Source organism: Bradyrhizobium sp. 62B, from assembly GCF_030272265.2.
Lineage (GTDB): Bacteria > Pseudomonadota > Alphaproteobacteria > Rhizobiales > Xanthobacteraceae > Bradyrhizobium.
In genome coordinates this window covers 4701267-4714333 of sequence record NZ_CP092841.2, presented here as the reverse complement: position 1 = coordinate 4714333, position 13067 = coordinate 4701267, and the positions used below count along the sequence as shown (strand labels likewise).

Sequence of the window (13067 nt, the reverse complement as noted above, 5' to 3'; positions counted from 1 at the left end):
CGCGAGATGGCCGACGCTGACGCGCGGATCGTCCGCAACACCGCGCTGCTGATTCTGGCGCTGGTCGGCTTACGGCTCGTCGCGGCCGCGTTCACGCCGATCACCTTCGACGAAGCCTATTACTGGATGTGGTCGAAGAACCTCGCGGGAGGTTATTACGATCACCCGCCGATGGTCGCCTACGTGATCCGCGCCGGCACCATGATCGCGGGCGATACCGAGCTCGGCGTCCGCCTCGTCTCGATCCTGCTCGCGCTGCCGATGAGCTATGCGATCTATCGCTCCGCGGCGATCCTGTTCGGCGGGGTGCGGATTGCTGCGACCAGCGCCGTCCTGCTCAATGTGACGCTGCTGGCTTCCGTCGGCACATTGATCGTGACGCCCGACGCGCCGCTGCTGGTCGCCTCCAGCTTCGTGCTGTTTTTCCTCGCCAAGGTGCTCGAGACCGGCCGAGGCGTCTGGTGGCTCGCAGTCGGCGCGGCCGTCGGTGCGGCGCTGCTGTCGAAATACACCGCGATGTTCTTTGGCGCTGCGATCCTGATCTGGCTCGCTTGCGTGCCGGAACTCAGGCGCTGGTTTCTCTCGCCATGGCCCTATCTCGGCGGCCTCGTTGCGCTCGCGCTGTTCGCGCCCGTGATCCTCTGGAATGCGGACCATCAATGGGTCTCGTTCGCAAAGCAGCTCGGCCGGGCCAAGATCGAGGATTTCCGTCCGGTCTTCATTGCCGAGCTGATCCCGACCCAGATCGCGTTCGCAACCCCGCTGGTCTTCATCCTCGGCGCGATGGGATTGCACGCGCTGACCTGGCAGCGCGTCGGCGCGCTGGCCTCGCGCGTGCTGATCGCGGCGATGTTCTGGACCATCGTCGCTTATTTCGTCTGGCATTCGCTGCATGCCCGCGTCGAGGCCAACTGGTTCGCGCCGGTCTATCCGCCTTTCGTTGTCGCCGCGGCCGCCGCCAGCCTCGCGCCCTGGGGGCCGCGTGCGCGGCGCCTCGTCGATTTCTGCCTGCGCTGGGCCGCGCCCGCCGGCATCGTGATGTTTGCCGCGCTGATCGTGCAGGCCAACACCGGCTGGCTGTCCGGCTATCGCCGCGATGCCACCGTGCGCAGCGTCGGCGTCGGCTGGCGCGAGCTCGCTGCCGGGATCGAAGCCGAGCGCGCGCGCCATGGCGCGACCTGCGTGCTCGCGCAGGACTACGGCACCACGGGCTGGCTCGCGTTCTATTTGCCGCGTGGCACCTGCGTGCTGCAGCGGACCCAGCGCATCCGCTGGGTCAACATGGGCGAGCCCGATCCGAAGCTGCTTGCCGGCAAGCTGCTCTATGTCGACGAGCTGCGTGAGGGCGGTCACCCCGTCCTCAACGATCTCTTCGCGAAGGTCACGCAGGTCGCGCAATTGCAGCGCAAGCGCGGGCCGCTCGTGGTCGAGACCTACGGCATCGATCTGCTCGAAGGTGCCAAGGGCGACGTGCTCGACCGCTCGCCGCCGCCGGAAGCGAGGTAAGCACCTCAGTCGATCATCTCGGCCCTGGCCGCAGCCTGGCCCGGCCTGTCCTGATCACGCCAGAACCACACGGTCACGATGCCTGAGCGGCCCCGAACCTGCGCGAGCAGGGGGCCTGACAGAACGCCGTCGGGAGCCCCGTGGAAGTCGGCGGCATCCAGCAGCGTCTCGCTCATCGCGAGCCGCGCGCCGTTCTGGACGGCCACTTCCATCAGCCGGCTCGCGATGTTGACGGTATCGCCTGTCGCGGTGATGTGCTGGTGACTTCCGCCGAGACGCGAGGCAACGATCTCGCCGAAATGCGCGCCGATCTTGAATCCGAGCCGGTCGCCGATGGCCGGCGGTAGCGAGCCGATCCAGCGCTCGACGCTGCGATGCAGGTCGATGGCACATTTCAGTGCACGCGCGGAATCATCGGGCATCGCGGCCGGAAGCCCGAACAGGATCATGGCGCCGTCACCGAGAAAGCCGGTGATCGTGCCGCCGCAATCGACCGCGGTCCTGTCGATCAGCGCGTGAAACGCCTTCAGGATCTCCTGGATCGCGTCCGGATCGGTCCGCTCGCTCAAGGCCGTGAAGCCGGAGAGATCGATGAAGACCACGGCTGCGTTCTGCCGGACGGGTTTTGACAGGAAATTGGGATCGCGCGCCAGCCATTCCTGCACCGCAGGTGCCTGGAACTGGGCGAGCGAACTGCTCTTGGCGGCAAGATATTGCGTGCGGCGGCCTCCGGCCCAGAGCTGCACGCCGGCAAAGATCGCAACCGGAGGCACGGCAGCGGCGAGCGTGGTTGCGGCATTCAGCCAGACGCCATGTGTGAACGCGACCGCGTTGAGGCCGGCCCAGGCGATCATCAAAGCGGCCGCCGCCACGATGCCGGGCGCGCTGCGCCGCCAGGCGAGCAGGCCGACCAGCAGCATCGGCAGCAGGATCGCCGCGAGCGCGTCGGCGATACGAACCCTGCGGTCGCGCACGATGCCGTCGCCGGCAACCAGATGCGTGATCGCAGTCGAGACCACCTCGACGCCGGGCATCAGGGAATCGAACGGCGTGGGATAGAAGTCGCCGCCGCCGGCGACCGAGGCACCGATCACGACGATCCGGTTCTCGATCGCCGCGCGATCGAGCGTGCCGTCGAAGATGCTCTGCGCGCTGACGGTGCGGATGGTGCGCCGCGGACCGTAATAGGTGATCGGCAGCGCGAAATCGGTGTCGGTCGGCACCGCGCGCTCACCGAGCATGAGTTGATCCGGCGCGATCGTCAGCGGCTTGTCGAGCGCGCGGCTCGCGACGCGCAGGGGGAACGACAGCTCGACCTTGTCGTGCGTCCGGAACAGCATCGGCACCGAGAGCGGCGAGCCCGACTGTCCCGTCGCGACATTGACGACGCCGACCTCGGCGTGATCGGCGAACGCCGGCAGCGGCAGCAGGAAGCGTTCCGCCTGCGGCAGCACGGCGAGGGGGCCCTGGCTGCTCGGCTCCACGGTTTCGCTGTCGCTGGGAAAGATCGCGGCGGCGGCGAGCACCATGGGGCCGGTGGCAAGCGTGTTGGCCAGCGTGGCGTCGCCGATCGCGGCGCTGCGGTCGACCAGCAGCAGATCGATCGCAACGACCTTCGGCTTGAACGACACGATGGTGTCGACGACACGGGCGAGATCGGCACGCGGCAGCGGATAGCTGCCGCCGCGCTTCACCACGGTGTCGTCGATCGCAACGATGGTGACGAGATCGGGCGGACGCTGCACGCCGCGGACCTGGGTCCGCCAATCGGTCAGCGTTGCCTCGAGGCGGTCGAGAAAGCGCAGATGGCCGTAGGCGTGCGCAGCATAGATGCCCGCACCCCACAGCGCGGTGAGGGCAAGGGCCACCAGGATCTGAACGCGTCTCGTCACCACGTACTGCAATCTTCTTTGTTCTAAGTCCTATCGGCCAAGCCTTGTTGACCAAGCCTTATTGGCCGAGCCTTGTTGAACAAGCCTTGTTGACCAAGCCTTATTGACCAAGCCTCATTGGCCGAGCCGTCTCATCAGTGCCTCGACGCGCGGCTGGCCCCATGTCTTGACGGTCAACGGGCCGGTCGCTTCCACGTCGACGCCTTCGCCGGGGCCCAGAACGACGCCGCGTCCGCGGCTCCTGCGGCTGACGCCGACACGGCCGTCAGCGACGAAGACGGAGGTCTTGGCCTCGGCGACGTCGACGGCCCATCGGGTACCGCGCACCGCGGCGATCGCCTGCGGCGTCAGCACCTTGAAGGAATTGCCGCCGGGCTTTTTGGGCACTTCGACCAGCAGCGCTCTGCTGCTCAACTCGACGGAGTCTATATGTCCGTCGCGGTTGGCGTCTTTTAGTTCAAATCTGGCGCCGTTTTCCGCGACAATGGTGATGCCGTTGTCGCAGCGCCAAATTTGCGTGCCTGCGGTGGATGGCGATGCCGTGCAGCCCGCATTGGGAGCAGGCTGCGCATGTGCGGAGCCGATCAACAAAAACCACCCCGCCAGGGCGAAAAACCGGGCGCGCGCGAACCCACAACTCATGCCAGCCTCCCTTTGCGTGCTTGGCACAGTTCAAGGCGATGTTGATACGGTACCGTATCACACGCAGAGGCTGCTGAAAAGTGCCGGTCTCGCAACTATTTTCTGGCCGCGGCATTTTCCAGCCCAGCGCGATCAACTTTCGGTCAGGGCTGCATCGCGTGACGCGGAGGGGGCGCCTCGCGCACCAGCCTCGCGCAATGCTTCCCCGTTATCGTGCGGGGCCTTGAAGCCACGAAAAGGACTCGGTTGGTGGGTCTAGAGAGGCGGCCGAAGAGGTCCGCTGAATGCGCCAAATCCGGCCGAGAGTTATGGTTAACAGACGCGCCTAAGTCCGTAGTTCTGCGGGCTTTTTTCTCAGAATGAGACAGCGTTAACGAGCCGCCCTAGATCCGCCCGAACTTAATCCGCATTTAACTAAAAGTCGCCTTAATGACGCTCCGACCCTCTGCGAGATGCTGTTCCCGGATCGTGACCAGCGGCACTTTGAAGGGGGACTGAGTGACACCGTCCTGGACGCAAGGCGTATGAGTACGAGTATCGCTGCGCAGAGTAACGCGGCACGGAAGTCGAAAAATTTCTCGCAAAGCCACTCGCGGAAATCTTCCCGGAAAATGACCACGACCAATTGGCTGGGCGCCGCGGCGATCGGCTGCGTCGTGATGGGCGCCGGCTGGACCATCTACAACAACGTCCTGGGCGCGAGCGTCTATCCCACCGTCGGCAGCATCGGCTACGACGAGCCGGTGGTGAAGCGTGCGCCCAAAGTGGCGCTGCGCGAGGCCGGCGACGCCATCAAGGAAGCTTTTGCGCTGCTGCCGGACCGGTTGCAGGTCGCAGCCCCGATCTCGCGTGAGATGTTCAACGAGCGCTTTGCCGCAGCTGCGACGCAAGGCGTGGCCTCGAACGCGGCCAGCGCGGCGCCGGCGACACAGGTTGCGGTGGTGAAAGACCCGCCGAAGCAAAGCGTGATCGCCAAGGTGGCGGAAGCGCTGAAGCCGGCGGCCCCGGCCAAACTTGCTGAAAAGACGACCGACAAGACCGCGGACAAGGCCAAGCGTGCGCCGGATGCGCAGATCCAGCTCGCCTCGGCCGATCCGGCCCAGATCGTGCCGGCGCCCGAAGCCAAGAAGTCGATCGCCGAGCGCGCCAAAGCCGCGGTGATGTCGATCACCGGTCCGCGCCAGTCGATGGTCGAAAAACTCTGGGGCAAGCGTGAGCCCTCCGGTGGGCTCCTGGCCTATGCCTCGGCCGACGCCAGCATCACGGCGGCGATCGCGCCGAAGGAGCAGAACCCGATGTTAGGCGGCGCGCCGCCCTATGAGCGCGATACCGCCGTCTACGACATCACCGCCAAGACGGTTTATCTGCCCGATGGCACCAAGCTCGAGGCGCATTCCGGCCTCGGCTCCAGTCTCGACGATCCGCGCTCGCAGCGCACCCGCATGCGCGGCGTGACGCCGCCGCACATCTACACGCTGAAGCCGCGCGAGGCGCTGTTCCACGGCGTGCCCGCACTGCGTCTGACCCCGATCGGCGGCGAAAGCGCGATCTACGGCCGCGACGGCTTGCTCGCGCACACCTACATGCTCGGACCGAACGGCGATTCCAACGGCTGCGTGTCGTTCAAGGACTATTACGCGTTCCTCGACGCCTACCGCAACAAGGGCATCCGCAAGCTCGCGGTGCTGGCGCGGGTGGAGTGATCCTGGTTCATTCGGATGTCCAAAGGGCCGCTTCTCAGCGGCCCTTTTTCTTGGCGGCTTGCCGGATGCACTCAGCCCGGCCAGCACTGTCCGCCGCCGTCGATCCTCAGCACCTGGCCTGAGACGAACGCTCCCATGGGACCTGCGAAGAACTCGACGACGCGTGCGACCTCGTCGACGGTCGCGATCCGGTCGAGCGTGCCGGTCTCGACCATCCTGTCAGGGGCCACCGCCCGTGTGCCGAGGAAGCGGCCGGTGCGGGTGTCGCCCGGCGCGATGCAGTTGACGGCGATGTCGTAAGGGCGGAGCTGGTCGGCCAGGCATCGTGTGTAATGCGTCACGCCGGCCTTCGCCACCGCGTAGATCGAGCCCTGGGTGCGTCCCTTGAAAGCGGCGACCGAGCCGAGCGTGACGATGCGGCCGCGCCGCCGCTCCATCATGCCTTTGGCGACCGCTTGGCAGGTCAGGACGGTCGAGAGCAGATTGCGCTCCAGCACCGCGCGGACATCGGCCTCCTTGATGTGGACTGCGTCATTCGGGTCCGGCTTGCCGCCGGCGGCCGCGATGTCGCCCCCCGCGTTGTGCACGAGGATGTCGATCGGGCCGAGCGCGCTTTCCGTCTCGGCGATCACGCGCGCGATGTCCTCGCCCCTGGTGAGATCGCCAAGCACACGCGTGGTGCGAACACTGAACTGCCGACCGATCTCTTCGGCGACGGCGGTGAGGGTGGTGCCCTCGCCATATTCGGCTGGGCCGTTCTCGCGCATGCCGTGGACGGCGATATCGGCGGCGAGGGCGGCGAGCTTCTCCGCGAAGGCGCGCCCGAGTCCGCGGCCCGCGCCGGTCACCAGCGCGACTTGGCCTACCAATACTCTCCCGTCATGTGCAACCATGATCTTTCTCCTGTTTTGAAACTTAGTCAGCCGCGAGGTCGAGGCCGATCGCCATCGCCTGCACGAGGCACATCGGTGCGACCAGCGTGCGCAGCGCCGGCTCCGGCATGTCCTGGATTTCGAACACGACGCGCGCTCCCTCGACGATCGGGCTCAGCAGGCTGTCGGTGATGGAGATCGTGGGGACGCCGCGCGCGACCAGTTCGGGAAACAGCCGCGCCGTGTCGGGGTAATAATTCCGGAAGCTGATCGCGACCAGTGCGTCCTCCACGGTTGCGGCATGCGACTGCTCGTGGATGCTGCCACCGGTGCCATCGAGCAGGACGACGCGCCGTCCGAGCTTGCGCAGCACATAGGCGAGGTGGGTCGCAACCGGAAACGAGCCGCCGAGGCCGAGCAGATAGATGTCGCGCGCTTTCGCAAGGATCGCGGTCGCGGCGTCGAGCTCGCGCGCATGGACGGACTGGCTCAGTGTGACCAGCGACGATTGCGCTTCCGAGACGAAGCGCGACAGCACCGCGGCCGGCTGGCGGCCGAGCACCGATTTCTCCTCGCTTTTCATTCGGGCGAGCCGCGCCTTGTAGCTCGGCGCCACGCCGGCAACGAGGCGTGAGCGGAACACCTGCTGCATTTCGGTGAAGCCGCCGAAGCCCAGCGCATGGGCGAAGCGAACGATCGCCGACGGCGGCACGCCCGAGCGCTGCGCCACCTCGGCGACCGTGCCCAGTGCGACATCCGTCGGGTGATCGAGCACGAACTCCGCGATCTGCTGCAGCCGGCCCGACAAAGCGCGGTGCCGCTGCGCAATGGCGCCGCGCAGCTCGTCGTAGCTCATGGCTCCCTGTGCCTTGTTCATCGTCTCGGGTCTCCGGATCGGTCGCCTGTTTAACGGCATTTCACCGTTTGGACCAAATATTCCACTTTACATGACAAATGGAATGAATATTCTAATCGCACAAAAAAGCAAAAGACTTCGAAAACGGGAGGAAACGATGAGAGGGCGTCAGATCTCACGGCGAAGCGTTTTGAAGGGCAGCTTGATGGCGAGCGTCATCGGCGGCACCGGCAGCTTCTTCGGGCCGTGGAAGGAGAATCACGCGTGGGCGCAGGGCGCAAAGCCGATCAAGCTCGGCCTGACCTGCGATGCCAGCGGTCAATATGGCAACAGCGGACAGGATGATTTCCGCGGCATCAAGATGGCGATCGACGAGTTCAACGCCAAAGGCGGCGTGCTCGGGCGCCAAGTCACCTTCATCACCGCGGATACCGAGACCACGCCGGCGACCGGCAGCCGTGTCGCCGAACGCTTCATCACGCGCGAGGACTGCACCATCCTGATCGGCGCGCTGCACTCCGGCGTCGCCAACGCCATCACGCAGGTCGCCAGCAAATATGGCGTGATCTACATGAACACCAATTCTTCCGCGCCGAGCGAGGCCGGGGAGAACTGCTCGCGCGTGAAATTCGTCTGGGACGGCAACGGCACCAATTTCTCCAAGGCATCGGTCAAGAACGCGGTCGACTCCATCGGCAAGACCTGGATGCTGCTGACCAACGACTATGTCTGGGGCCACACGACATCCGCCGCGACCAAGGCGCAGGTCGAGGCCGCCGGCGGCAAGATCGTCGACAATCTCCTGGTGCCGCAGAACACCCGCGACTTCACCGCCTATTTGCTCAAGATCCAGCAGGCAAAGCCCGACGTCGTCGCGACCGCGATCGGCGGCGACGACATCAAGGCGCTGCGCGAGCAGGTGGCGCAGCTCAAGCTCGACGGCAAGCCGGCCTGGATCAACAACCAGCAGGACTGGCCCGACGTCTGGGGCGCGCCCGACAGCCTGTTCGGCGTGTTCGGCACCACCTGGTATCATAAGCTGCAATTGCCTGGGGTCGCCGACTTCGTCAAGAAATGGCAGGCCGCCAACAAGGATGGCCCGATCCCGGTGCCGGGCAACGTCTCCTACAACGGCTACATGTCGACGCGCGAATTGCTCCGCGCGATCGAGCGGGCAGGGTCGACCAACAACGTCAAGATCATCAAGGAGCTCGAGAATCTCAAGGTCTCGGCGACCGACCGGATGCAGCACTTCGACGCCTACATGGATCCAATGACGCATCAGATGCAGCAGACGATCTACCTGGCGCGCCGCAACGCCAAACCGGCCGACAACACCGATCTCTATGAGATCATCAGTTGGACCGAGCCGAAATCCGCGGCCGATGACGCCGCACCCGGCAAGTGCAAGCTCGCGCCCTACGAGCAAGTGCCGACCGTCGACTCCTGACGACGGTTCGCCCCATCGCGATAACGGCGGCGCGCTCGTCGCGCCGTCTGCCTGCTCCTGGAATGCCAGTTTGCGAGACTTAACCCTTGTTCGACATCCTTCCGCATCTTGTGAACGGCCTGACGCTTGGCCTGCTATTCGCGCTGATCGCGCTCGGCTTCATGCTCATCGTCGGGCTGATGGAGCAGATCAATCTGGCGCACGGGTCGTTGTTCGCGCTCGGTGCCTATGTCGCGATGCAACTCACCGGTCCGCGTCCGCCATTGCCGGCCGAGCTTGCAAAGCTGTGGCTCGCACTGCCGCTCGGCTGGCGCTACGCCGCGACGCTGGTCATCGCGCCCGTCATCGTGAGCCTGGTCGGCATGCTGATCGAGTTCTGCATGCGACGCACCTACGGCAAGGACCCGCTCTACGGACTGCTGCTGACCTTCGGCGCGGCGATGGTGATCGAAGAGCTGATCCGCCTGGTCTGGGGCACGCGCGACTATGTGCTGCAGGTGCCGTCAGCCGTCAATGGCGGCTTCCTGTTCGGCGACCTCATCTGGTCAACCTATCGCTTCTATGCAGCCGGCATCGCGGCCGGGATCATTGGCCTCGTCTGGCTTTTGATCGAGAAGACCTCGTTCGGTGCGACCGTGAAGGCCGGCGCGCATGACAGCGAGATCGTCCGCGCGCTCGGCATCAATCTGTCGCGGCTGCGGCTCCTGGTGTTCGTGTTCGGCACCATGCTGGCGGCCATCGCCGGCATCATCGTCGCACCGATCTGGGGCATCCGCCCGCATATGGGCGTCGATGCCGTCATCCCGGCATTCCTGGTGATCGTGCTCGGCGGCGTCGGAAGTTTCTGGGGCGCGGTCGTCGCCGGCCTGCTGGTCGGTCTGTGCGTCGGCCTCGCCGGTGCCTACGCGTCCGAATGGTCGCTGCTATCCATGTACATCCTGCTCGTTGCCGTCGTGACGTTCCGCGCGCGCGGCCTCTGGGGCAAGAAGAGCGTGCTCGAGGTCTAGGGGATATGATCGTGGGTTCGACGACCTCATCCGACGCTTCGCGGCTTGTCACGCCGTCCATGCTGGTGCTCTGGCTGGTGCTCGCGACAGTGCCGCTCTGGATCACGCGGGTCGGGCTTTATCCCTATCTCGGAATCGAGATCCTGATCTGGTCGCTCTATGCGCTGGCCTTCAACCTGGTGCTCGGCACCGCCGGCCTGCCGTCGTTCGGCCACGGCGCCTATTTCGGCATCGGCGCCTATGCCTTCGGGCTGTGCCAGTTCGACATCGTCGCCAATCTCTGGATATGCCTTGCCCTGGCGACGCTCGCGGCCGGCCTCGCCGGCGCGCTGGTGGCACTCTTCATCTCGCACCGGCGCGGCATCTACTACGCCTTCATGACGATCGCGTTCGGCCAGATATTCTGGACGCTCGCGATCAAGTCGCACGGCATCACCGGCGGCGAGGATGGCCTGCTCAAGATCAGGCGGCTGCCTGCGGATTTCGGCCTGGTGTCGTTTGACCTGACCGACAATGTCGCGTTCTACTATTTCGTACTCGCGGCGTTCGCAATTGGCGTCGCCGCCTTGTGGCGGCTGGTGCATTCGCCCTATGGCCGCGTCGTCGCCGCGATCAGGCAGAGCGAGATCCGTGCCGCCCATCTCGGCTACAATGTGTGGCTCTACAAGGTGTCGGTCTTCACCCTCTCGGCCGCGCTGTCAGGCTTTGCCGGCGGCCTGTTCGCGATGGCGCAGCTTGCCGCGTTTCCCGATGTGATGAGCCTGCACCAGTCCGGCTACGTCGTGATGATGACGCTGGTCGGCGGCGGGCTTGTCAGCTTCTGGGGCCCGGTGATCGGTGTGGTCCTCTTCCTCACTGCACGCGACGTGATCGGCGCGCTGACCAATGCCTGGATGCTCTATTTCGGTCTTCTCTTCATGGCGATCGTGCTGTTCCGTCCCGAGGGCATCGCCGGCGCGCTCTCAGCCCTGGTGCGGCAGCATTCTCTCGACGCCTTGAGGCGGCGCGGTACGTCCGCGATGCGGTTGCTGGTCGGGAGCGGGCGATGAGCATGATCGAGGCCGCAGGTGTGCATGTCCGCTTCGGCGATCGCGTCGTATTGGAAAGCGTCGACCTCGCAGTCGGCGAGGGCGAGTTTCACGGCGTGATGGGCCCGAACGGTGCCGGGAAGACCACTTTCTTCAACGTCCTCACCGGCCGGGTGAAACCAAATCGCGGCAAAATCCGTCTCGGCGGCGAGGATGTCACCGGCTTGAGCCCGCACCGTATCGCCGCCAAGGGCATCGCCCGCTCGTTCCAGATCATGACGTTGTTCGACGAATTCTCCGCGCGCGACAACGTCATGATGGGCTTGCCCGCGTTTCGCGCGCGCGGCCTCGATTTCGCCCGCGCGGCGGCCGGTGAGCGCAAGTTCGCCGAGCAGGCTTCCGAAGCGCTTGCGACAGTCGGGCTTGCGGAGAAGGGCGATGTTCGCGCCAAGGACCTGTCCTACGGCGACCGCCGCGCGCTGGAGATCGCCGTCGCGCTGGCGCAGGCGCCGCGGGTGCTGTGCCTGGACGAGCCGACATCCGGCCTCGGCTCCGACGGCGTGCAGCGGCTCGCAAGCCTGGTCGCTCGCCTCAAAGGCAAGCTCACCATCGTCGCGATCGAACACGACATGGAGTTCCTGTTCTCGCTCGCCGACCGCATCTCGGTCATTCATTGGGGCCAGGTGGTGGCGCGCGGCACGCCGCACGAATTGCAGCAGAACGAGTGGGTCCGGCGCTCCAATCTGGGGAGGTTCGCATGATCCTCGAAGTCGACGGGTTGGATACGTTCTACGGCGAGACCCAGGCGCTGTTCGGCGCCTCGCTCGCGATCGAGCAGGCGAAGGTCTTTGCGCTGCTCGGGCCCAATGGCGCCGGCAAGACCACCATGCTCCGTTCGATCCTCGGGCTGACGCGGCCGCGGCGCGGCGCGGTGCGCTTCGACGGGCGCGACGTCACGCACAATCCGACCCATGAGGTCGCGCGTGCCGGCATCGGCTGGGTGCCAGACGACCGGCGGCTGTGCCCGACCCTGTCGGTGGCGCGTAATCTGTCGATCGCGCAGAAGCGCACGCGTTTCCGTCGATGGAGCGTCAAGGAGGCCTGCGCGATCTTCTCGCCCCTCGAATATTTGATGGAGCGGGATTGCGAAAATCTGTCGGGCGGCGAAATGCAGATGGTGGCCATTGCGCGTGCGCTGATCGGCTCGCCCGGGCTTGTGTTGTTCGACGAGCCGAGCCAGGGCCTGGCGCCAAAGATCGTCGGCGACGTGCTCGCGACGATTTTGCGGATGAAGGACGAGGGCATCGCCTCGCTGGTCGTCGAGCAGAATGCCGAGATCGCGCTGTCGGTCGCGGACCATGCCGCGGTCATCGACCGCGGCCGGATCGTCTGGACCGGGGAGGCCGCTGTGTTGCGCGATGATCGTTCCCTTCGGCAGCGCTTGCTGGGAGTACAATAAGTGCCCGCACCGCTGCTCGTGCTCGATGATGTCAGCAAGGTCTATACGACGGGCCGCATCGTTCGCCGTCCGACGTTCACGCTTCAGGCAAGCCTGGCGCTGGACGAGCCGGGTATTGTCGGCGTCGTCGGGCCGAACGGTGCCGGCAAGACGACCCTGTTCGAGATGATGACCGGCTCCAATGCGCCGACCTCGGGACGCGTGCTGGTCGCGGGCACGGATATCCATGGGGTCAAGTATCGCGAGCGCGATCGTCTCGCGATCCATTATCACCAATCCTACCAGGTCAGGCGCTTTCGCAAGCGGATTCCTTCGGCGTTCCTCGCGCCATCGCCGACCCGGACGCCGCTCGTGCACCTGTTCGACGAGCCGCAGTTCAACCTGCAGGACGGTTATATCGGCTTCATGCTGGATTTCTTCCGCAAGCTGCGCGACGAGGGCAGGCTGGTCATCCTCTGCATGCACCCGACGGCGAGCTGGCACCTCGATATCCTCGCCGAGATCGCCGAGCAATTCCTGTTCGTGGCCGGCGGCGGCGTGACGCGGCTGGCGGACTTCCGCAGCCTCAGCGCCGAGCCGCGCTTTCGCGCCTATCTCGGACCGGAGATGACGCGCGCCGCGGACGCTATCTGCCGCAGATCGATGTAAAGGA

12 protein-coding genes are annotated in these 13067 nt (G+C 65.5%); 8 read left to right on the top strand and 4 right to left on the bottom strand.

Going from position 1 to position 13067, the window contains the following annotated elements; genetic code table 11:
* The first annotated feature begins 6 nt into the window (after positions 1-6).
* Positions 7-1506, top strand: a complete 1500-nt coding sequence (locus ML401_RS22425) for a glycosyltransferase family 39 protein (protein ID WP_259213550.1) — start codon at positions 7-9, stop codon at positions 1504-1506.
* A gap of 5 nt (positions 1507-1511) precedes the next feature.
* Here the strand turns inward: ML401_RS22425 and ML401_RS22420 are convergent, their stop codons facing one another.
* Both ML401_RS22420 and ML401_RS22415 read right to left on the bottom strand, forming a co-directional pair.
* Positions 1512-3398 carry a CHASE2 domain-containing protein gene (locus tag ML401_RS22420; protein ID WP_285806944.1) on the bottom strand — a complete coding sequence of 629 codons (1887 nt, stop codon included), beginning with the start codon at positions 3396-3398 and terminating at the stop codon, positions 1512-1514.
* A gap of 114 nt (positions 3399-3512) precedes the next feature.
* Positions 3513-4040, bottom strand: a complete 528-nt coding sequence (locus ML401_RS22415; protein ID WP_285812722.1) for a FecR domain-containing protein — start codon at positions 4038-4040, stop codon at positions 3513-3515.
* A gap of 611 nt (positions 4041-4651) precedes the next feature.
* Here ML401_RS22415 and ML401_RS22410 point away from each other — a divergent pair.
* On the top strand, positions 4652-5743 hold the full coding sequence (locus tag ML401_RS22410) for a DUF2778 domain-containing protein (protein WP_285806943.1): 1092 nt from the start codon (positions 4652-4654) through the stop codon (positions 5741-5743).
* A gap of 71 nt (positions 5744-5814) precedes the next feature.
* On the opposite strand, the gene ML401_RS22405 is transcribed toward ML401_RS22410, so the two are convergent.
* Positions 5815-6636, bottom strand: coding sequence for an SDR family NAD(P)-dependent oxidoreductase (locus ML401_RS22405; protein ID WP_285806942.1), 822 nt, complete (start codon positions 6634-6636; stop codon positions 5815-5817).
* A gap of 22 nt (positions 6637-6658) precedes the next feature.
* On the bottom strand, positions 6659-7492 hold the full coding sequence (locus tag ML401_RS22400; protein ID WP_194403065.1) for a MurR/RpiR family transcriptional regulator: 834 nt from the start codon (positions 7490-7492) through the stop codon (positions 6659-6661).
* Between the two features lie 184 nt (positions 7493-7676).
* On the opposite strand from ML401_RS22400, the gene ML401_RS22395 reads away from it, so the two are divergent.
* The 6 genes from ML401_RS22395 to ML401_RS22370 all read left to right on the top strand — a co-directional run bounded on the left by ML401_RS22395 (position 7677) and on the right by ML401_RS22370 (position 13063).
* Positions 7677-8921 (top strand): ABC transporter substrate-binding protein, encoded by a 1245-nt coding sequence (locus ML401_RS22395; protein WP_285806941.1) that lies wholly within the window; start codon positions 7677-7679, stop codon positions 8919-8921.
* Between the two features lie 86 nt (positions 8922-9007).
* A complete protein-coding gene (locus tag ML401_RS22390; RefSeq protein ID WP_211419016.1) occupies positions 9008-9928 on the top strand; it encodes a branched-chain amino acid ABC transporter permease in 921 nt (306 codons plus the stop codon).
* A 5-nt stretch (positions 9929-9933) separates the two neighbouring features.
* Positions 9934-10977 carry a branched-chain amino acid ABC transporter permease gene (locus tag ML401_RS22385; RefSeq protein WP_194403062.1) on the top strand — a complete coding sequence of 348 codons (1044 nt, stop codon included), beginning with the start codon at positions 9934-9936 and terminating at the stop codon, positions 10975-10977.
* A complete protein-coding gene (locus ML401_RS22380; protein WP_285806940.1) occupies positions 10974-11717 on the top strand; it encodes an ABC transporter ATP-binding protein in 744 nt (247 codons plus the stop codon). Before ML401_RS22385 ends, ML401_RS22380 begins: the two co-directional genes overlap by 4 nt.
* A complete protein-coding gene (locus ML401_RS22375) occupies positions 11714-12415 on the top strand; it encodes an ABC transporter ATP-binding protein (RefSeq protein WP_285806939.1) in 702 nt (233 codons plus the stop codon). Before ML401_RS22380 ends, ML401_RS22375 begins: the two co-directional genes overlap by 4 nt.
* Entirely contained in the window at positions 12416-13063 is a 648-nt protein-coding gene (locus ML401_RS22370) for an ATP-binding cassette domain-containing protein (protein WP_285806938.1), read from the top strand.
* Positions 13064-13067: the final 4 nt, after the last annotated feature.